Here is a 20,560-nt window from a genome sequence, read left to right on the forward strand (position 1 = left end):
ATGACAGCTTTATTCAAACTTGCGGCCCACACGAATATTCTCATCGTCGATGATACCCCAGACAATCTGCGCTTGTTAGCCAAAATTCTAGAGTCACAGGGCTATATTGTGCGTAAAGCCCTCAACGGCAGAATGGCACTCCAAGGTGTTCATCGCGACCCACCGAGTCTGATTTTACTTGACATCAATATGCCGGAGATGAATGGGTACGAAGTCTGCCAAAAGTTAAAAGCATCGGAAGCGAGTGCTCAGATACCGGTTATTTTTATCAGTGCGCTCGAACGACTGGAAAACAAGGTTCGAGCCTTTGAACTGGGTGGTGTAGACTATATTACTAAACCCTTTCAAGAGCAGGAAGTGCTGATGCGAGTAAAAAATCAATTACTCATCCAACAGCAACGCCAACAACTGCTCGAACAAAATCAACGTTTAGAACACGAAATCCAGGAACGTCTGAGGGCAGAAGCAGAAGTAAGGCAGCTATCCGTGACCGATGAATTAACTGGATTATATAACCGACGGGGCTTCTTTTTACTAGCAGAGCAACAACTAAAAATTGCGAGGCGCACGCAAACATCCTATTTTATTTTGTTCGCTGACTTAGATGGTTTGAAAAATATTAACGACACTTTAGGACACGAAATGGGAGACAGAGTAATCGTTGATGCAGCTCAAATATTGAAGCAAACGTTTCGTGAGGCGGATATTGTAGCTCGACTGGGAGGAGATGAATTTGCTTTATTTATTCCTAACTTTTCGGGTGATTCATCTACTAATTTCCATGCTCGGCTGCAAGAAAATATAGATCGCTTTAATCAACAGTCCGAGCGAGCTTATCTATCAATAAGTCTTGGTGTGCAGTTTGGGGATTTAAATAATGAAGTTTTATTAGAACAATTGCTGGCAAAGGCTGACAAACTCATGTACGAGCATAAACACACCAAACGCTGTTTAAATCCTCAACCGTTCTTTTGAGAACAGCGATATCGGAGGGGAGCATCTCATATTCGTAAAAACACTGATTCTGGCTCCTGACTTCTGACTCTTTCCTCCTGCCCCGCAGCAAGAGAGCTCCGCAGCAAGAGAGCCTCAAAACTCCAATTTCTAGCTGGGCTGCTTTCATTGAGATACTCCCTATCGGAGCGCCATAAGCATTATTTATTAAACGTGAGTTCAACCGAGAAAGAGTAAACTGAAAACAATATAGGGAAACAGCTTGCAGACTTTACCCCCTGGGCCGGAAAACACGATGCAGTACAGCTCATCACACCTAAACCCGACATGGTGGCAACCCCGTTAAAAGCTCTGCCTGTATTAGGTTAAGGGTGTGTGCGATCGAAAAATGTCGTAGCTGTTGAACATTTGCTAGTTGAACTTGAGATGAATTTAAAATTCAGCGGACTTATGTAAAGTATTGTAGGATTAAATTGGCGATCGCTCTAGCTGTTCGCCATTAAAATTAAGAGAGAGTATGTATGCAAATTGTGCTGGCTGCCTTAGACGATGATTTAGTTAGAGCGTGGGAAAGCACTTGCGGCAATATAGAAAATGTAAAAATACATCACGGTTCAATATTTGATGTGAAATGCGATGCTATTGTTAGTCCGGGGAATAGTTTTGGTTTCATGGACGACGGCTTAGATTTAGAAATTTCGGAATATTTTGGACGACAGATTATTGAACGCTTGCAAAAACTAATTCAGGCTCGACATCACGGGGAACTATTAGTAGGAAGGGCAGAAATTGTAGACACCGATCATGCTGAAATTCCCTATTTAATAGCTGCACCAATTATGCGCGTTCCCACAGTTTTAAGAGAAACAGTAAATGTTTATCTAGCAACCCGCGCTATTTTGACTCTCGTAAAATTTGGCTCAGTCCCAGATGGAACGCCAGTCAAACATATAATTGAAACAATCGCTATTCCCGGCATGGGTACGGGCATGGGCAAAGTGCCTCCACATATCTGCGCCAATCAAATGAAAGTTGCGCTAGAAGATATCCTCTTATCTCAGTACGAATTTCCTCAATCTTTACTGCACGCTCAAAGATGTCACCACTTGTTATATACGGACGAAAGCGAAGATTTGCATTGGGAAAATTGAAAATATTAAATTTGCCCGTTTTATTGTGTTGAGAAACCAAGTTGATGGGTGTGTGTTTTTTTAGGTAGAGAGACTTATCGCAAATTTAAGTGCGCTAAACCGTACCTGCAAATTGGCGGTATCCTACACACGAGAGCAACTTTGGTAGATATAATCTAATAGAAGTGAGGTCATTCCAACTAGGTAAGCGCGAATACAAAAGTTGATCAACCTGGAACAAGAATTGCCTAGTTCTTATTAAATGCCAGAATTCCTTCTGGCGCTACAGGTACAAAGTCGGTATAAAAGACCACAATTCAATCGGGTGCTACACATACAAAGTCTGCGTCCGGGGACTGTTAGTTTTTTTCAAAATGTTTACTACCAACGGAGAAGATTGATATGACAGATCCAAAAGTAACCGAGGAACCAATTTTAGAGGCAACTCTCGAAACGACGGCGATCGTCAAAAAAGAGATGCCCGACGCGACTGATGAGGCGATCGCAGAAACTGCGGCGCTGTTTGAAGCAATTAAAAAACGCGCCGCCGCCGAAGTGCAAGCAGCGGGCGAACTCACCCGCGAAGCTTATTTAAAAGCTGTGAATAAGGCCTCCGGGGCGATCGAACAAAATAAGGACCTCGCCCAAGAGAGAGTCACAGAAGCAGTCAGGCTGATTAAAAAAGAAACTGAGAAAAATTGGCTGGTGGTAGATGCGATTAAAACGCGGGCGCAAGCGCAGGTGCAAGATGCAGGCGTTGTCAGTCGCGAAGCTTATTTGAAAGCTGTGCGACAAGCGCGAGAAGCGGTGGAACAAAATAAATTGATCGAACGCGATCGCATCGAACAAGCTGTTGACCACATTCACACGGAAGCTGAAAAGAATTGGCACCTTATTGTGAAGGAAATTGAGTCGCTCAACATTCGCTTGACAGAAACCGCTAAGTCTGCATGGAACGCGCTGACGGCGTTTTTTGACAAGAAGCATTAAACTCAGATATGACACCATTTTAAAGAACAGGCAAGATGCCTGTGAAGCGAAGATTGAATTTTCTCGCTTCACAGGCATCTTGCCTGTTCATAAAAGGTTTTGACCAAAAGAATGGGATACAAGCCCCGTCATTATAGGACGGCTTTAATTCGATAAATTCTGGAATTAAAGTTAAATATATGGTAGTATAAGACAGCAGCCTGCCCAGGTCGAACCATGCTAGTTTTTGAGTTCAAAGCCTACGGGAAAAAGCAACAATACCACAAGCTCGATGAAGCTATTCGCACGGGGCAATTTATTCGGAATAAATGCCTGCGGTACTGGATGGACAATCGCGGTGTCGGCAGAAAAGAACTGTATAAATATTGCACTCAATTGCGAGCAGAGTTTGGCTTTGTCAAAGACTTGTACAGTCATGCTTGTCAAGCTGCTGTTGAAAATGCCCAACGCGCGATCGCTCGGTTTTTCGACAACTGTAAAAACAAAAAGCCGGGTAAAAAGGGCTATCCGCAGTTCAAGAAAAACAGTCGCTCGCTCGAGTACAAGGTGGGTGGCTGGAAACTTTCATCATGCCGGAAACGCATTAACTTTACTGATAAGAAAGGTATCGGGATGCTGAAATTAAAAGGCAGTCGAGACTTGCATTTTTATCAGATAGAGCAAATTAAAAGGGTACGGATTGTCCGACGTAGTGATGGGTATTACGTGCAATTCTGTGTCGATGCTCCTCGGAGCGCTCTCAAAGATTGTAAGTCATCCAATCCTGCGGTAGGAATTGATGTCGGAATTAAATACTTTTTGGCTGATAGTGAGGGAGGGATAGTCGAAAATCCTAAATTTTATCGCAAATCAGAAAAGCAATTAAACCGCGCCAACCGGAAAAAGTCCAAAAAGTTCAAAAAGGGTAAACCGCAATCTAATAACTACAAGAAGGCAAAAAATCGGTATGCTCGGAAACATCTAAGAGTAAGTAGGCAGCGAGAAGAGTTTGTCAAGAGAGTGGCACTCCGTTACGTCCAATCTAACGATTTGGTCGCCTATGAATACTTAAATGTTCAGGGCATGGTAAAGAACCGAAAACTGTCTAAGTCGATTAGTGATGCCGCTTGGTCTAAGTTTCGGACGTGGTTGGATTATTTTGGGAGCGTCTACGGAACAAAAACCGTAGCTGTATCGCCCCACAATACCAGTCAGAATTGCTCGAATTGTGGCCTAAAAGTCAGTAAGTCTCTATCAACTAGAACGCACATTTGTCCGCATTGCGGGTATTCGGCAGATCGAGACACCAACGCAGCAATTAACATCTTGAAACGCGCCCAAAATACGGCGGGGCACGCCGAAATTAACGCTTGGGGAGAGATGCCCTCTAGTTTAGTTGGGGAAACCCTGCTAGGTTATGGCAACTCATTGAACCAAGAATCCCCGTCCTTATAGGACGGGGAGTGTCAAACTAAGCGCTATAATCAAAAAGCTTTATTTTTAGTCCATAACCCCCAACCATGAGAACTTACTACTGCGGCGAACTGCGAAGCGAACACATCGGAGAGACTGTCACCCTTTATGGCTGGGTGGATCGCCGCCGCGATCATGGGGGGGTCATTTTTCTGGATGTGCGCGATCGATCGGGTATCGTGCAAATTGTCAGCGATCCTGAACGCACCCCCGATTCCTATCACGGGGCTGAGGCTTTACGCAGCGAATACGTGGTTAAAATTACTGGGCGAGTCACCAGCCGCCCCGAAGATTCCCTCAACCCGAAATTGCCTACGGGTGAAGTAGAAATTTATGCTGACGAAATTGAGTTGTTAAATGCGGTTCGCAAACAGTTACCGTTTCAGGTGGCGACGGCGGAAAATGAAAGCGTCCGGGAAGATTTGCGGCTGAAATATCGCTATTTGGACTTGCGGCGCGATCGCATGAGTCGCAATTTGCAGCTTCGCCACCAAGTTGTGAAAGCTATGCGCCGCCACCTGGAAGATGTGGGAGGTTTTATTGAAGTTGAAACACCGATTTTAACGCGATCGACTCCTGAAGGTGCGAGAGATTATTTAGTGCCCAGCCGCGTCAATTTGGGCGCATGGTACGCTTTGCCGCAGTCGCCGCAGTTGTTCAAACAATTGTTAATGGTTTCCGGTGTGGACAGATATTATCAAATTGCCCGCTGCTTCCGCGATGAAGATTTGCGCGCCGACAGACAGCCGGAATTCACGCAATTAGACATGGAAATGAGTTTCATGTCTTTAGAAGAAGTTATCGAATTAAACGAAGGTTTAGTCTCCCAGATTTTCCAAAGTGTCAAAGGCGTAGAATTGCCCCGTCCTTTTCCGCGCTTGACTTACGCAGAAGCGATGGATCGCTACGGTAGCGACAAACCGGATACTCGCTTCGGTATGGAATTAGTCGATGTTTCCGATTTGATGAAAGATTCGGGATTTAAGGTATTTTCCGGGGCCGTTGCTGCGGGCGGAATTGTGAAAGTTTTGCCGATTCCGGGCGGGAATGATGCGATTTCTAACGTGCGGATTAAACCGGGCGGCGATTTGTTTAAGGAAGCCAGCGAAGCGGGTGCGAAGGGATTGGCTTACATTCGGGTGCGGGATAACGGCGAAATTGATACGATCGGCGCTATTAAGGATAATTTGACGGAAGCGCAAAAACAGGAATTGCTCGATCGCACCGGCGCGCAATCAGGTCATTTGTTGTTATTTGCAGCGGCCGACGCCACAACTGTCAATAAGACTTTAGATAGATTGCGTTTGTTTGTCGGTAACGAATTGGGATCGATCGACAAAGACAAGATGAATCTGCTGTGGGTGACAGATTTCCCGATGTTTGAATGGAACGCTGACGAGAAGCGTTTGGAAGCATTGCACCACCCGTTTACTGCGCCGCATCCCGACGATATTAACGATTTGAAAACTGCGAGAGCTCAAGCTTACGATTTGGTGTTAAACGGTACAGAAGTTGGCGGCGGTTCTCTGCGGATTTACCAGCGGGAAGTTCAGGAAAAGGTGTTTGAGGCGATCGGCTTATCGACTGAGGAAGCTTACAATAAGTTTGGCTTTTTGTTGGATGCGTTTGAGTATGGAACTCCGCCCCACGGAGGCATTGCTTACGGCTTGGATCGGTTGGTGATGCTGTTGGCTGGTGAGGAATCGATTCGCGATGTGATTGCGTTTCCGAAGACGCAGCAGGCGGGTTGTTTGCTGACGAATGCGCCGGCTGGGGTGGATGAGAAGCAGTTGAAGGAGTTGCAAGTGCGATCGACTTATACGCCTAAGTCATAATTGTATAAAACACCTTGACAATTTAACCATTTGTAAATTCCTGACTTCTTTGAGAAGTCGGGAATCTGGGTAGTTCGAGTTTGGTGTCGTTGATGCAGAGGAGTTGGAGAGTTTGGTTGAGGTTGGTTTCGGTGAGTTGGGGAAACCAGGATTTGGGGAAGTTGGGTTAGGTTAAGGGTTGGGTGTGGCTATGCCATAATGAATGAGAGAATGAAATCAACCATTAACCATGACAACCACCGTTGAACTTAACGAAGAATTGGTTAAAGAAGCCTTTCGCTTAACCAATTTCAAAACAGAAAAAGAATTGATTGACTTTGCTTTGCAAGAATTAATTCGCACCCGTAAAAAGCGAAATTTACTCGATTTAAGCGGACAAATTCAATTTTCGACCGACTACGACTACAAAGCTTTGCGGGAAAACCGAAATGTTTCTGATTGATACCTCAGTCTGGATCAGCGTTTTCCGCGACAGGACAGGTGTAGTACGCCAATCCCTGGAAGCAATAATTAATGATGAAAGTATTTTTTTGAACCGATTTACTCAGATGGAGCTTTTGCAAGGTTGCCGAGACGATCGCGAGTGGACACTATTAGAAACTTATCTTCAAGAACAAGACTACATCGAGTCTACGCCTAATACTTGGGTAGCGGCTGCTCGGATTTATTACGATTTGCAACGACAGGGGTTAACGGTTAGAAGTAGTATCGACTGCTGCATTGCCCAACTTGCGATCGAACACCAACTTATTTTAGTTCATAACGATCGCGATTTTGAAACAATTCAGAGAGTGCGATCGCTCAATTGCTTGCGCTTCCGGCATGAAAATTAATGAAGATTGTTTGGAATGATAGTTAATTACTTTAATGGTTGGTTTTTCTGGCATGAATTTCGCTTCGGACTGCTTCGACTTCTTGGGTGATAGTTTCTACAGAAAGCTCATCGGTTCTAAATGACTCCAAAAGAGCTGTTAATTTACTGTTTAATACTTCTTTTTCCAGCTCTTGACTTAACTGCAATTTTTCGGGATATGGCAGTTGTTTGACTAGAGCTAAAATTTGCTCAAAGTTTAGGGAAAGTTGATAGTTGGCTAGAGTCATTGTTCGTTATGTTTAGGGCTTGTGGATATTTTATCTCAATTTTTTGGATTGAGGATGGCTTTAATAGTCCTCGACACACGGGTGGCTAGAAACCGGTTTTTTTCCGAGAATACTACCTTACAGCGACAGAACCGGCCAAAAACCCGGTTTATTTGGTTTGCGCGTGGCCCGAAAGCTGGTTTTTTACCTAAATACTGCATCCGGGCCTTTAACTGTCGTGAAAAACCCGGTTTCTTTGGTATTTATGGGTAAGTCCTAAATGATACAGAAAGGACGATCGCACTTTTTCAATTCGTGCGATCGCCCTCAAAGATTACTCTTTCCAGTAACGGGTTAAAATCCGAATTACCTCACCCGCTATCGGCAATGGTAGAGGCGGGCTCCATTCCCCGACTTCTGCAAAACCTAAAACGTGCAACAGATTAACGATGCTGTCTACCGCTTTGGGAGGGCCACACAACAGCAAACGGATCGGTTGCTTCCCTTGAGGTACATCAGGAATTTCTTCCCGGAGCAGTTCGGGAACTGATTTTGGCTGTGATATCATAGACTTTGAATTACACGAATAGTGGAATTGCGATCGCCCTCAAGTTTTCCAGGCCAGGGGCGATCGCGATTTTGAAACTATTCAGAGAGTGCGATCGCTCAATTGCTTGCGCTTCCGACCCGACAATAATTAAAGATTGATTTGAGTTTGAGTTGGTGAGGATGGGGTGAAGAATGAAATGATTACGGAAAGTATCTGTAAATCTCTTTGCGGTGGAGTATCCTGACGAAATAGACTACGCCATCATTAACTTTAATACCGATTCGGTAATCACCCACTCTCAGGCGATAGTAGTCTGTATCACCTTTTATTTTTTTAACATTGCTGACTTCATTTAATTTTTCGGCGTTCTCCACTTCTTCTATCGCTTCCTGAATTCTTTGCAACAAGTCGGCATCAAGAATCTTGAGTAAATCCTTTTCAAAGCTCTTTTTAAACTCCACATTCATGGTTGCCTCTTCAGGATTTTGAAAATTTGCTCGCGGCTGACTGTTTCAGTATTTTCGCCTTCTTTGATAGCATTTTCCATCCCTATATCTTCTAGGGCTTCTGTTAAAATTTCAGAAAATACTTCTTTTTGTTCTTTTAATAACTCAAAAATCGCTGCTTTGAGCAATTCTTTAAGTTTGGTTTCGTCTAGAGTAATTTCAGACATTGCTTTTTTTGTGGTATTTATTTAAGGTTTTCATTATATCACGAAATAAAGCTGGCTTGTTTTCATTTTAATGCCATTTAATTAAATTTATTCTAGCCAACGTTGGTTTGCGGGTAGTCAGAAACCGGGTTTTTTACGGAAATACTTCGCTACACCTTGTAGAAGCGTCCAAAAACCCGGTTTCTTTGGTTTGCGGGTAGTCAGAAACCGGGTTTTTTACGGAAATACTGCATCCGGGCCTTTAACTGTCGTGATAAACCCGGTTTCTTTGGTATTTATGGGTAAGCTCTAAATGAGACAAAAAGGCCGATCGCACTTTTTCAATTCGTGCGATCGCCCTCAAAAATTACTCTTTCCAGTAACGGGTTAAAATCCGAATCACCTCACCCGCTATCGGCGACGGTAGAGGCGGGCTCCATTCCCCAACTTCTGCAAAACCTAAAACGTGCAACAGATTCACGATGCTGTCTACCGCTTTGGGAGGGCCACACAACAGCAAACGGATCGGTTGCTTCCCTTGAGGTACATCAGGAATTTCTTCCCGGAGCAGTTCGGGAACTGATTTTGGCTGTGATATCATAGGGTTTCCTCCTAAATATGGGAGTTCAAGCCCCCACCGAACGATCGTGAGTCTGAGCGGTGGGGGTTTGGTTTTGTGTCTACTCTAAAGTATCACGGTATGCACTCCGAGTCAACTCGTGAGGGTGAAAGTGATACTGTAGAGGTCAAAAAAAGGTACAATAGGGCAGTAAAAGCACAAATAACAGCCTTGCCCGCAAAACTCCCCAGAATAGTTGTATATCTTCCAGAAGAACTTAAAGCAGACCTAGAGCGGTTAGCCAAATCGCATTATCGGCCGGTCTCGAATATGGTGTTGACATTAATTCAAGAAGCAGTAGATGAGGCTAAATCTGAGGGGAGAATTCAAAGCGACGATCGATCGCAGCAACAGAAAAGCGACAGCAACGAACAAGACTGATTTTGGATGAAAAAAGGACGATCGCACTTTTTCAATTCGTGCGATCGCCCTCAACAATTATTCTTTCCACTAACGGGTTAAAATCCGAATCACTTCACCCGCTATCGGCGACGGTAGAGGCGGGCTCCATTCCCCAACTTCTGCAAAACCTAAAACGTGCAACAGATTAACGATGCTGTCTACCGCTTTGGGAGGGCCACACAACAGCAAACGAATCGGTTGCTTACCTTGAGGTACGTCAGGAATTTCTTCCCGGAGCAGTTCGGGAACTGACTTTGGCGGTGATATCATAGAGTTTCCTCCTAAATATGGGAGTTCAAGCCCCCACCGAACGATTGCAACTCTGACCGGTGGGGGTTTGGTTTTTGACTATTTACACGGTATCACACCGTGTGTTACTATGCAAGAGGCGTACAAAGAAAGTACGATCGATGTATGAAGTAAATTCCCAGTTGCCTAACTTGCCAGCAAAAAACCTAAAACGAGTCACCAGCTACGTTCCTCCAAACGCCTACAACGTCTTGGAAGATTGGGCCAAGCAAGAAGACCGGACAGTCAGCAATCTCGTAAGTCGGATTGTCTCTGAAGCTGTAGATGCTTACTTGGCTAAAAAGACTACAGAAGATGAACCCAGCAGCAATTAACCTGTGATCTCTACGTTGATGAGTCATTCTCAACTGCCAACCTGTCGGGCCGTTGATTTTGTCTTGGAGTGGGGTTTGGTTTTTGGGTGTTTAGATTACTTTAGCCTAAACTAGATTGTGGTGTGCTACCTTGGCTTAAAAAATATCTAAAAAATTTGCAGCCAGCTAAAATGACATCGTGAACACGCTACCCCCAAACAATGTGAGTCCTGCAAAATCTCCCAGAGTTGCCTTTTACCCGCCGCCCGAAATTAAGGAGAAGTTAGAGAAGCTGGCGAGTATTGAGCGTCGTTCGATTTCCCAAATGGCATTACTTTTGGTGGAAGAAGGACTCGAAAGAGCGCAGAAGGAAGGCAAGTTTAATGAATCCAAAGACGATTGAGGCGCTGGAACAGGCAGGATGGATGTTCTGGAAAATGGTGCTTGATGTAGGTTCACCCCCAAACATATGCGTTACCCTAGTTGACTACAACTTGTACCGCACTCCCCAACTAAATTCATGCTTGCCCGCATCCAAGAATTAGCCGCCACCCTCGCCCCCCGCTTAATCGAAATTCGCCGCCACATCCACTCCCACCCCGAACTCAGCGGCCAAGAATATCAAACCGCCGCCTACGTAGCCGGAGTTCTCGCTTCCAGCGGAGTCCGGGCGATCGAAGGAATCGGCAAAACAGGAGTGATCGGCGAACTCAAAGGCAACAGCAGCGAGTCCCGGTGGCTGGCAATTCGCACCGATATGGACGCTTTGCCGATTCAAGAACGCACTAACTTAGAATTTGCCTCCCGCAACGAGGGAGTGATGCACGCCTGCGGCCACGACATCCACACCACAGTCGGTTTGGGCGCAGCCATGATATTGTCTCAGCTAGAGGAAAAATTGCCCGGTCACGTCCGCTTCTTGTTTCAGCCGGCGGAAGAGATTGCCCAAGGTGCTCAATGGATGATTAAAGATGGGGCGATGCAAGATGTTGACGGCATCCTCGGAGTGCACGTTTTCCCGACGATTCCCGGCGGTTGCATCGGTATCCGCCACGGGGCACTGACGGCCGCGGCAGATGACCTAGAATTGATTGTGATAGGCGAATCCGGCCACGGTGCGCGCCCCCACGAGGCGATCGACGCAATTTGGATTGCTTCTCAGATAATTACCACTTTGCAGCAGGCAATTAGCCGCACGCAAAATCCTTTGAGGCCGCTGGTTTTGACGATCGGGCAAATTAACGGCGGACGAGCGCCGAACGTAATTGCCGATCGAGTAAAATTATTGGGAACCGTGCGATCGCTGCATCCGGAAACCCACGAAAAACTGCCGGCTTGGATCGAACAAATTGTTTCCAGCGTTTGCGCGACTTACGGCGCCAAGTACGAACTCACCTACAAGCGCGGCGTGCCCGGAGTCCAAAACGACCCAAAACTCACGCAATTAGTCGAAAGTGCGGCTTTAGAAGCTTTAGGTCGATCGCGCGTCCAAATTTTACCAGAACCATCCCTCGGCGCGGAAGATTTTTCGATGTACTTACAACACGCACCGGGAACCATGTTTCGCTTAGGAGTGGGACTGACTGACAAACCGAACTATCCCCTCCATCACCCGCAATTTGAGGTTGATGAAGCGGCCATTGTCACCGGCGCTGTCACCTTGGCCTATGCCGCCTATCAATATTGGAAACAGCATCAAAGTTGACACTTCCGCCCCTTTGAGGGAATGGTATTCTTGAGAGTTAGAAAACCATTAAGGTCTGAATTAACAGAACTTACGCATAACATCTATATGTAGGGTGCAACCTAAGTAGCGCGTAAGTCCTGATTAATTAACTGCCAATCCTGATTTAAAAAATTTTATGAAGCTAGATTTCGATCGATTTTTCGATGCCTGCAACCCCAGTCACTCCCTCAAGTTGGGAAATTCAGAAGATATTCGCTACTACATTGATTTTGCGGGAGTGCGCGGCGGGAAAATTATTGACATATTCAAACGGACAATTACCCGTCTGGCACGAGATAAACCGACTTGCCAATTATTTACCGGACATATTGGTTGCGGCAAGTCTACAGAATTGTCGCGACTGGAAAAAGAGTTGACAGATGAGGGGTTTCATGTAGTTTACTTCGAGTCAACCCAAGACCTCGATGAAATGGATATCGATTTGACAGATATCATGTTAGCGATCGCCCGGCGAGTCAGTCAAAGTTTGGAAGAGGGCAACATTTCCTTGCAGCCCCAGGGCTTTAAAGAATTCTTAAAAAACAGTTGGAATTTTTTACAGACTCCTGTGAGTTTAGAAGCTGAAGGAGAACTTTTTGGCAGCAAATATAAGGGCAATACAGACGGAAATCTGGAAGTTTCTCTGCCTTTAGGCATCGCCAAAATTACTGCAAAAATCAAAAGCAATCCCGACTTGCGTTCTAAACTGAGACAGTACATGGAACCGCAAGCGAATAAAATGTTAGAACTGATCAATCAAGAAATTATTGATGTAGCCATTAATCAGTTAAAGCAGCGGGGTAAAAAAGGATTGGTGGTGATTGTTGACAACTTAGACCGGATAGTTTTTCGGCCCAATGCAGCGGGGCGACTGTTGCCAGAATATATCTTTATTGACCGGGGCGATCAGTTGCGGAAACTGAATTGTCATTTAGTTTATACCCTGCCGCTGGGATTGATTTTTGGGAATGAAAGTGAAATTTTGAAAAATCGCTTGGGGGGCGGAGTTGACCCGAAAGTTTTGCCGATGGTACCAGTAAAGAATAGAGACGGCAGCGAATGTGTTGAGGGGATGAATTTGCTGCGGCGCATGGTGATGTCGCGGGCATTTCCCGATGTTTTGCCAGAGGAATATATTACATTAATTACCCAAGTTTTTGACAGTCCTGAAACTTTAGATAGATTGTGTCGCGTCAGCGGAGGTCATTTGCGAAACTTGATGGGGATACTGTTTGGTTGCTTGCAGCAAGAAGACCCTCCGATTTCCCAAAATGTGTTGCAATCTGTGATTCGCAGTTCCCGCGACAGTCTGATTCGCGGTATCGATAATGATGAGTGGGAATTACTCTTCAAGGTGGTGAAAGAACAAAGCATTAAGGGAGATAAAGAATACCAAGATTTGCTGCGAAATCTGTGGGTTTTTGAATATGTAGATAGTCAAGGAAATTGGTTTGGGCTGAATCCGCTGTTGATGGAAACTGACAAATTTAAGCTGTGGCAGCAGCAAAATTCGTGAGATTATGGTAAACTCAAATCCCGCCGAAGATATTGCCGCCGAAAATGAGCGATCGCTCTCTACTTTAGTAAGGACGATCGCCCGATTTCAAGGAAAGTTTTCTTTAACTATAGTGCGCTGCAATTATGCTAGCTTGCGTTCTGCAATGCTGGAAAAGCTGCGCGATCGCTCGACTGTTGAGTATCAAGAATTAGTCCTCGAACCTGCGACTAAAACACTTTATCAAACCATTCTCAATGCCGTCCAAGAGCAACCACCGAAAGCTTTAATAATTGTCGGTATTGAATCGGTGGTTGCTCTTGATGACCTGTTAGCGGGGGCTAATAGAGCGCGAGACCAATTAAAACAAGATTTTGCTTTTCCGTTGATATTATGGGTGACGGATGATGTACTGTCTAAATTTAGTCGATCGGCTAACGATCTGAAGTCTTGGGCTCCTCCTCCAATTCAGTTTACCATGCCGCCCGATGATTTGATGAAGTTGTTGCAACAACAAGCAAATCAAGCTTTCGCTGATGTTGAGAATTTCAAATTAGATGACTGGGAAATGGAGTCGCTGGCGAATGATCTGCTAAATGCAGCATTAGACCAGGAATTGCAAGCTAGTTGGCAATTTATTCGGGGTTTAGTTGAAGTTAAGAAAAATCAAATAGATTTAGCGATCGAACATTATCAGCAAAGTTTGACATTTTGGCAGCAAAATCACCAGTTAGAAAGACAAGGAATTGTCTGCCAGAAAATTGCTCAAGCTTACAACCGCAAAGCTGAATTGCACCGGGCAGGAAATCAAGGTTATTGGCAAGAAGCTAGAAAGTATTTACAGCAATCTCTGGAGATTTTTGAGCAAGTGCAGCGACATGATTTAGCTGCGAAATGTATTAGCGAACTCTGCGAAGTGCTGCGACTTTTACAAGCTTGGGAAGAGTTGGAAAATTTAGCTAAAAAAGCCTTAGAAATTCACGAAATTTACGGCACTCCGAGTCAAGTAGCTGAAGATTACGGCTTTTTGGCTGAGGTGGCGCTGCAAAGTTTGGAGTGGGGAAAAGCTTGCCAATCGGCTCAATCAGCATTGGCTATTTTGGCACAACCAGGAGTATCCCAACAAAAGAATGGTTTGTATCGGTTACTTTTGGCAAAAGCCCAGCGAAATCACACTCAACAGTCAAAGGCAGTTAACAATTTAGAAGTAGCTAAAGAAATTACACAGCCTCAAGATGACGTGCAGCTTTATTTGAGGATTTTAGAAGAGTTGAGAACTCTCTATTTTGAGCAAGGCGAATATTTAAAAGCATTTTACATTAAACTCGAACAACAAGCAGTTAAAAGCAAATATGGATTGCAAGCTTTTATCGGTGCAAGCCGCTTGCAGTCCCCGCAACAAATAATTGACATCGGTTTAGAATCCGGTAAGTCAAAAGCTGAAATTGTTGAGGAAATTGAAGCAGCTTCCGGGCGATCGCGCGATATTAAAGAGATAAGTAAACGGATACGTACACCTGCTTGCAAGCTGACAATCGTTCACGGACAATCTGGGGTAGGAAAAAGTTCGATAATTCAGGCATGGTTAGTTCCGGCACTGCAACTGACAACTTTTGAAGCGCGGGACATATTGCCTGTTTTAGTGCAATCATATCATGATTGGGTGAGGGATTGCGGTGAGTGTTTGAAAGCAGGAATTGAACAATTAAAAGCTGTGAAGTTGCCAGGGGCGATCGACACCCCAACAGCTATTTTAAAACAGTTGCGACTGAATCAAGACCGTAATTTATTAACTGTATTAATCTTTGACCAGTTTGAGGAATTTTTCTTTGCTTATCGAGATCCAATTGGTAGGCGAGAGTTATATGATTTTCTGGCTGAATGTTTAAATCAGATTAGCGACCTCAAAATTATCCTGTCGCTGCGGGAAGATTATCTTTTCTACTTGTTAGAGTTCAATCGCGCCACCAATTTATCAATAATTGATAACGACATTCTCACGAAAAAAATCTGCTATTACTTGGGAAATTTCTCAATTTCAGATGCGAAAGCTATTGTTCAAACATTAACAAAAGGATCTCAATTTTACTTGGACGATGATTTGGCAAACGCACTGGTAGCAGATTTAGCAGGTGAAGTGGGAGAAGTACGGCCGATCGAACTTCAAGTCGTGGGAATGCAACTGGAAAAAAGGCAGATTACTCAACTGAGTGAATATCAGCAACTTGGCGATCGGGCTAAGGTCAAACTGGTTGAGGAATTTTTAGCAGAAGTTATCGCCGACTGCGGCCAGGAAAATAAAGATATTGCCGAAGTTGTGTTGTACTTGCTGACGGATGAAAACAACACTCGTCCTCAGAAAACTTTGGCTGAATTAGCAGCATATTTACGAATAGAGTTAGTAGAATTAGAGTTAGTTTTAGAGATTGTCGTTAAATCGGGAGTGGTATTAGAAGTGCCGGGAACTCCGAAACGCTACCAACTTGTTCACGATTATTTAGTGCCTTTTGCCCGCCAATGGAAAAATGCGAAATTACTAGAAATAATGGAAAAAGTTAAGGATGTTCAAGCTTTAATTCAGACAATAGAAGAACGAACAGAGGACTGGAAACAGTTGTTAGCACAAGCAGAAGCAGAGGAAAAAGAGCTATTTGCCAAAGCAGAAGCAGAGGGAAAAGAGCTATTTGCCAAAGCAGAAGCAGAGGGAAAAGAGCTATTTGCTTGGCTGACTATTATTTTAGCAACGATACTTAGCATTACCTTAATTGGGGTTCTCATTATAATGGAACTAGCGTGGCAGCAAGTGGACAAGGCATAGAAATTGATAAAATTAGAGCCATCTGCAAGTGATGCTTTGAGACTGTTTGAGTTGGGAAATAATCAAATAGAGCGATCTAATACGCAAGCTGATACAAGAATGTGAACTACCCGCCACTAACCGCAAGCGGCTTGATGGGGGCTTCTGTACTCACAGGCGAATGCCTCAAAACAGACTGACGCCCGCTATGAGGTCTTACTTCCCCTCCTACAGCAGAAACGGCTGTTCCATCCGTCTGTAGCATTCTGATTCCTTCTGTTCTAATATTTGCAGCAGCGTTTCCATCTCGATCGTGATGAGTGCCACAATGGGGACAAGTCCAGTCCCTTACATCGATCGGCATTTCATCTATTTGATAGAAACAATTAGAACAGAGTTTGGAACTAGGGAACCATCTATTTATCTCTACTAACTTCCCACCCTTACGTTCTAATTTATAGGCTAGAAAATTAGTGAATATTCCCCATCCACAATCAGATATTGCTTTAGCTAAGCTATGATTTCGCACCATGCCTTTGACATTAAGATTCTCTACAACGACAACTTGGTTTTCGTTGACTAGCTTATGCGAAAGCTTCTGTAGAAAATCTTGACGTGCGTTTGATACTCGCTCGTATACCCTAGCGGCTATTTTTTTTGCTTTGAACCTTGAGTTACTACCATCTTCTTTTCTGGCTAATTTTTGCTGTTTCCTCTTGAGATTTTTTTCATGCACAGCTAAATGTTTGGGATTGCTATATTTAGATACTTTCTCTCCATCGTGAGTTACTGCAAAGTCCTTAACGCCTAAGTCAATACCTATTACATTGCCCTCAGTTGATGTCCGTGGCTTTTCTCCCTCTGTCTCAACTACTATCGAGGCAAAATATTTTCCAGCAGGTGTTTTGCTCACGGTAACGGTTTTCACTTTTCCATCAATCTGTCGATGAATCTTAGCTCTCACTTCCCCGACTTCACCAGGAATCTTAATAGTGTTATTGGCTAATATTTTGACGTTTTGAGGGTATTGAATAGATTGCTTACTTTTCTTTGACTTGAATCTCGGAAATCGGCTTCGACCCTCAAAGAAATTTTTATAAGCTGTAACTAATTTGAGAGTAGTAGCCTGCAATACCTGACTGTAGCAATCAGCCAACCAAGATGTTTCTTCTTGTTTCTTGAGTTTGGGCAATATGGCATTTAGCGCTACTTGTCCTATTCCTTTACCTGTTTCTTTGTAAGTCTCGATCGACTTATTTAGGGCAAAATTCCACCACCAACGCGAACAACCAAACGCTTGAGCCAATTTTTGTTCTTGGCTTGGCGTTGGATAGATTCTAACTTTGATAGCTTGGTGTTGCACGAGATATTTTGACGACTTCTCTATGTTGAATATAAAATTACTGCGTAGCCTTGTCAAGCACAGGGTTGTTTTTCGTTTTTTGGTCGCTCCATACCTTCGTAACTTTGGGGAGAGCGGGGAATTAATTCCCTGGCGGTTGTCTGGTTAGAGGTTATTTCTCGGCAGGATTCCCTGACAAAATTTTCATGCCTTTTCATAGATCGATCGCCTTCAATACTCTCTTTAAAGTAGTCCTAGGGTGCATCGCGACAGAAAATCCCCAACTTGCATATCGACTTTTCTAGTAGCGACGCACCTGTGCCTAAAGTTTGGATAGTTTCAGGGCTTACTGGTACGGGGCTAGAAACCGGGTTTCTACGATATTTTGCGGACAGGAACGAGAAATCTACGAAGAAACCCGATTTCTGAGAGCACAATCCTGTTTGCAAGGTGCGTCGCTGCGAGCTTGTCGCTCTTTTTTTAGGGGGTGCAAATAAACCCAATCGTGTAACAGAATGTAAAGCGATCGCAACTTTTGCGATTTCTGCGTTTGATATCAAATCCGTTAGCATCGGAATTAATATTACCCACAGCCAGGACACCGCCAGTGCCTTTCGTCGTGTCAACTTAAGCTTTTTGTGCGCCAGTCCTCTCGCCCACCCGGCAGTCCGCCAGGGAATGAATTCCCTGTCGGACTATCGGTGTCAACTCAAGCTTTTTGTGCGCCAGTCCTCTCGCCCACCCGGCAGTCCGCCAGGGAATGAATTCCCTGTCTAATAGTGAAAGTCCTCTCAAAGAGGACTGAATAATTCATTAGTCCTCTTTGAGAGGACTTTCGCTTTGAGGCAGGGGTTTCAACCCCTGTCGGACTATCGGTTTAACGTTAAGTTGACTTAACAGAATTCTGGCAATTAAACCAGCTTATCTTCCGGAATTCCCCTGTAGCAGCCGCCAAATGTGCTAAGGTACAATCAAAAATCCCCAAATTTCAACTATCGCGAGACAGATAACCGTGTTCGCTCAAGCACCTCCCACTCCCAATTACAAATGGTTTAGCTGCATTTCTAGCACTGTGTTCGCCGCATTGTGCCTGTTGCCCATGTTCAGCCCTGCGGGATACGCCCAAACTCCCCAAAATAGACCCATCAAAATCGGCGTGGTGCAGCGGTTTGGCACCAAAGCAACCGACAAACTGACGCTGAAAGCATTACCGGGCGACAGCTTAACTTTGCGTTACAAAACTCCTCAAGGCATAGAAACCAAAACTGCTGCTAGCGTCAAATTAGAAATAGCCCCGAAACCCCTGGCATCGCCCTTAGTAGAAGAACGAGTGGTACTCAGTTCTCACCGCAGTTTTGAGAGTGCGGAAGACAGCGCCAATCAGTGGCGCGCCCAGGGAATAGAAGTAGAAATTGCTCAACCTTTGCGCTGGCAAGTTTGGGCGAAAAGAGATGTTTATAACTCTCCTTTGGTGCGGCGCTGGCTGTTGCAAAGTTTGCAAGAGCGAGGCAACAAAACAGCTTTTTTGGATTCCAAAGTTTTAAAACAAATACCCCAGGCATTTTGGGTTTTAAACGGCTTTCGTTTCAACCGCAATGAGTTGGATGTGACTGCTGGGAAAAATGTAATTGAGGTATTGGAACAAACTACGCAAGAGGCGACAGCTACTGAACCGGAAAAAGCAATTCAACAAACTCGCCGTTATGGCGGCAGTTTGCGCCTGCAAAAAAATGCTTACGGCACTTACACTTTGGTGAATGAAGTGCTGACGGAAACTTATTTGCGGGGTGTTGTTCCTCACGAAATAGGGGCTTTTTCGCCTTACGCTGCGATTGTCGCTCAAACTATTTTAGCCAGAACCTACGCCCTGAGAAATTTGCGCCGGTTTGCTGTGGATAATTATGAGTTGTGCGCTGATGTTAACTGCCAAGTTTATCAAGGTTTGACGGAGGTTTACCCGCAAAGCGATAAGGCGATCGCCCAAACGAGCGGTTTGGTGCTAACTTATCAAAATCAGCTAGTAGACGCGCTCTATTCCGCATCTAGCGGCGGCGTGACAGCCTCTTTTAACGATGTGTGGCAGGGCGCGGAACGTCCGTATTTGCGATCGATCGTCGATTCGCCTAATAATATTTGGGATTTGTCCAAGCAGAGTTTGTCTGACGAAAACAACTTCCGCCGCTTTATGACTCTGAAAACGGGGTTTAATGAGGAAAAAGAACAAACGTTTCGGTGGCGCGAACCAGCTTCTTTGACGGCGATTGGGGGATTTCTCAAACAGTATCTTCAGAAGAAACAGCACCCGCTGGCTAATTTTAAAACAGTCACTCAGGTGGAAGTGGTGGAAAGGTCGCCCGCAGGTCGAGTTTTGAAAATGAAGGTTCAAACTGACTTGGGCCCTATCGATATCGACAAAGACGAAATTCGCAATGCTTTTTACCCGCCGATTAGCACGCTTTTTTACCTAGAACCAATTTACAATCCCGACAAAACTCTCAACGGTTACGCTTTTGTCGGAGGCGGTTTCGGGCACGGAGTGGGAATGAGTCAGACTGGTTCTTACAATTTGGCTAATTTGGGCTGGAACGGATCTCAAATTCTGGGCTTTTATTTTCCCGGCACTCAAGTTGTGCCGCTCAGTGATAACGTTACATTTTGGCGCGAATAGTCGATCGGAGTCGGCCTAATAGTCGGCGATTTCCGTCGCCACTACACAAACTTTCGTCCCACTCGGTGGAGACTAATATATTAGTCCTAAAACTTTTAGATTTTAGACTTGGGATTCTAGATTGGTTTCACAGTTAATCTAAAATCGGCCATCTAAAATCTAAAATTATTTGGTCAGCTATCTGCTCAAACAGCTAGGGATTTATAGCTGGAGTGAGATACTGCTGGCCGCTTTGTTGCAGTCTTAGACGCAGAAACCCGGTTTCT

Annotated in this window: 23 protein-coding genes; 16 read left to right on the forward strand and 7 right to left on the reverse strand. The window is 44.6% G+C overall.

Translation table 11 applies throughout. From position 1 onward, the window contains the following. The 7 genes from OSC7112_RS23875 (at position 1) to vapC (ending at position 7,194) form a co-directional block, all read left to right on the forward strand. Positions 1-975 (forward strand): GGDEF domain-containing response regulator, encoded by a 975-nt coding sequence (locus OSC7112_RS23875; RefSeq protein WP_015178306.1) that lies wholly within the window; start codon positions 1-3, stop codon positions 973-975. A gap of 500 nt (positions 976-1,475) precedes the next feature. Then, complete coding sequence (locus OSC7112_RS23880) at positions 1,476-2,105, forward strand: macro domain-containing protein (RefSeq protein ID WP_015178308.1); 630 nt, start codon at positions 1,476-1,478, stop codon at positions 2,103-2,105. Positions 2,106-2,486: 381 nt separating this feature from the next. Further along, entirely contained in the window at positions 2,487-3,074 is a 588-nt protein-coding gene (locus tag OSC7112_RS23885) for a hypothetical protein (protein WP_015178309.1), read from the forward strand. 216 nt (positions 3,075-3,290) lie between these two features. Further along, positions 3,291-4,508: an RNA-guided endonuclease InsQ/TnpB family protein gene (locus OSC7112_RS23890; RefSeq protein WP_015178310.1), complete on the forward strand. Its 1,218-nt coding sequence runs from the start codon at positions 3,291-3,293 to the stop codon at positions 4,506-4,508. 65 nt (positions 4,509-4,573) lie between these two features. Then, a complete protein-coding gene (gene aspS / locus OSC7112_RS23895) occupies positions 4,574-6,361 on the forward strand; it encodes an aspartate--tRNA ligase (protein WP_015178311.1) in 1,788 nt (595 codons plus the stop codon). A gap of 229 nt (positions 6,362-6,590) precedes the next feature. Next, positions 6,591-6,803, forward strand: a complete 213-nt coding sequence (locus OSC7112_RS23900; RefSeq protein ID WP_006633402.1) for a type II toxin-antitoxin system VapB family antitoxin — start codon at positions 6,591-6,593, stop codon at positions 6,801-6,803. Next, complete coding sequence (gene vapC / locus OSC7112_RS23905; RefSeq protein ID WP_015178312.1) at positions 6,790-7,194, forward strand: type II toxin-antitoxin system VapC family toxin; 405 nt, start codon at positions 6,790-6,792, stop codon at positions 7,192-7,194. The genes OSC7112_RS23900 and vapC overlap by 14 nt, the downstream gene beginning before the upstream one ends. Before the next feature lie 31 nt (positions 7,195-7,225). Here the strand turns inward: vapC and vap15 are convergent, their stop codons facing one another. Together vap15 and OSC7112_RS23915 are read right to left on the reverse strand one after the other, a co-directional pair. Beyond that, entirely contained in the window at positions 7,226-7,462 is a 237-nt protein-coding gene (gene vap15, locus OSC7112_RS23910; protein WP_015178313.1) for a type II toxin-antitoxin system VapB15 family antitoxin, read from the reverse strand. Positions 7,463-7,775: 313 nt separating this feature from the next. After that, positions 7,776-8,009: a hypothetical protein gene (locus OSC7112_RS23915; RefSeq protein WP_015178314.1), complete on the reverse strand. Its 234-nt coding sequence runs from the start codon at positions 8,007-8,009 to the stop codon at positions 7,776-7,778. 5 nt (positions 8,010-8,014) lie between these two features. Between OSC7112_RS23915 and OSC7112_RS41930 the strand changes: the two genes are divergently transcribed. Beyond that, on the forward strand, positions 8,015-8,149 hold the full coding sequence (locus OSC7112_RS41930) for a hypothetical protein (protein ID WP_263053552.1): 135 nt from the start codon (positions 8,015-8,017) through the stop codon (positions 8,147-8,149). A 42-nt stretch (positions 8,150-8,191) separates the two neighbouring features. On the opposite strand, the gene OSC7112_RS23920 is transcribed toward OSC7112_RS41930, so the two are convergent. The 3 genes from OSC7112_RS23920 to OSC7112_RS23930 form a co-directional block, all read right to left on the reverse strand. Continuing rightward, positions 8,192-8,458 (reverse strand): type II toxin-antitoxin system RelE family toxin, encoded by a 267-nt coding sequence (locus tag OSC7112_RS23920; RefSeq protein ID WP_015178315.1) that lies wholly within the window; start codon positions 8,456-8,458, stop codon positions 8,192-8,194. Beyond that, positions 8,455-8,664 carry a hypothetical protein gene (locus OSC7112_RS23925; RefSeq protein ID WP_006633400.1) on the reverse strand — a complete coding sequence of 70 codons (210 nt, stop codon included), beginning with the start codon at positions 8,662-8,664 and terminating at the stop codon, positions 8,455-8,457. The genes OSC7112_RS23920 and OSC7112_RS23925 overlap by 4 nt, the downstream gene beginning before the upstream one ends. A 346-nt stretch (positions 8,665-9,010) precedes the next feature. Next, entirely contained in the window at positions 9,011-9,244 is a 234-nt protein-coding gene (locus OSC7112_RS23930) for a hypothetical protein (RefSeq protein ID WP_015178316.1), read from the reverse strand. A 75-nt stretch (positions 9,245-9,319) separates the two neighbouring features. Here OSC7112_RS23930 and OSC7112_RS23935 point away from each other — a divergent pair, with 75 nt between their 5' ends. Beyond that, positions 9,320-9,643, forward strand: coding sequence for a ribbon-helix-helix domain-containing protein (locus tag OSC7112_RS23935; RefSeq protein WP_223300684.1), 324 nt, complete (start codon positions 9,320-9,322; stop codon positions 9,641-9,643). A gap of 69 nt (positions 9,644-9,712) precedes the next feature. On the opposite strand, the gene OSC7112_RS23940 is transcribed toward OSC7112_RS23935, so the two are convergent. After that, positions 9,713-9,934 (reverse strand): hypothetical protein, encoded by a 222-nt coding sequence (locus OSC7112_RS23940; protein WP_015178318.1) that lies wholly within the window; start codon positions 9,932-9,934, stop codon positions 9,713-9,715. A gap of 140 nt (positions 9,935-10,074) precedes the next feature. Between OSC7112_RS23940 and OSC7112_RS23945 the strand changes: the two genes are divergently transcribed. From OSC7112_RS23945 to OSC7112_RS23965, 6 genes are all read left to right on the forward strand, one after another. Next, entirely contained in the window at positions 10,075-10,287 is a 213-nt protein-coding gene (locus OSC7112_RS23945) for a ribbon-helix-helix domain-containing protein (protein WP_015178319.1), read from the forward strand. Positions 10,288-10,465: 178 nt separating this feature from the next. Beyond that, positions 10,466-10,669: a ribbon-helix-helix domain-containing protein gene (locus OSC7112_RS23950; RefSeq protein ID WP_015178320.1), complete on the forward strand. Its 204-nt coding sequence runs from the start codon at positions 10,466-10,468 to the stop codon at positions 10,667-10,669. Beyond that, a complete protein-coding gene (locus tag OSC7112_RS40125) occupies positions 10,650-10,811 on the forward strand; it encodes a hypothetical protein (protein WP_190274260.1) in 162 nt (53 codons plus the stop codon). Before OSC7112_RS23950 ends, OSC7112_RS40125 begins: the two co-directional genes overlap by 20 nt. Next, positions 10,787-11,971, forward strand: coding sequence for a M20 family metallopeptidase (locus tag OSC7112_RS23955; protein ID WP_015178321.1), 1,185 nt, complete (start codon positions 10,787-10,789; stop codon positions 11,969-11,971). The genes OSC7112_RS40125 and OSC7112_RS23955 overlap by 25 nt, the downstream gene beginning before the upstream one ends. A 157-nt stretch (positions 11,972-12,128) precedes the next feature. Next, the gene (locus OSC7112_RS23960; RefSeq protein ID WP_015178322.1) at positions 12,129-13,508 is read left to right on the forward strand and encodes a P-loop NTPase fold protein; all 1,380 of its coding nucleotides are present in this window, start codon (positions 12,129-12,131) and stop codon (positions 13,506-13,508) included. A gap of 4 nt (positions 13,509-13,512) precedes the next feature. Then, positions 13,513-16,305, forward strand: coding sequence for a tetratricopeptide repeat protein (locus tag OSC7112_RS23965; protein ID WP_015178323.1), 2,793 nt, complete (start codon positions 13,513-13,515; stop codon positions 16,303-16,305). Between the two features lie 106 nt (positions 16,306-16,411). On the opposite strand, the gene OSC7112_RS23970 is transcribed toward OSC7112_RS23965, so the two are convergent. After that, positions 16,412-17,647: an RNA-guided endonuclease InsQ/TnpB family protein gene (locus OSC7112_RS23970; protein ID WP_015178324.1), complete on the reverse strand. Its 1,236-nt coding sequence runs from the start codon at positions 17,645-17,647 to the stop codon at positions 16,412-16,414. Between the two features lie 991 nt (positions 17,648-18,638). Here OSC7112_RS23970 and OSC7112_RS23980 point away from each other — a divergent pair. Then, positions 18,639-20,294 carry a SpoIID/LytB domain-containing protein gene (locus OSC7112_RS23980; protein WP_015178326.1) on the forward strand — a complete coding sequence of 552 codons (1,656 nt, stop codon included), beginning with the start codon at positions 18,639-18,641 and terminating at the stop codon, positions 20,292-20,294. Positions 20,295-20,560 lie beyond the last annotated feature (266 nt).

Origin of the sequence: Oscillatoria nigro-viridis PCC 7112 (genome assembly GCF_000317475.1) — a bacterium.
Classification (GTDB): domain Bacteria; phylum Cyanobacteriota; class Cyanobacteriia; order Cyanobacteriales; family Microcoleaceae; genus Microcoleus; species Microcoleus nigroviridis.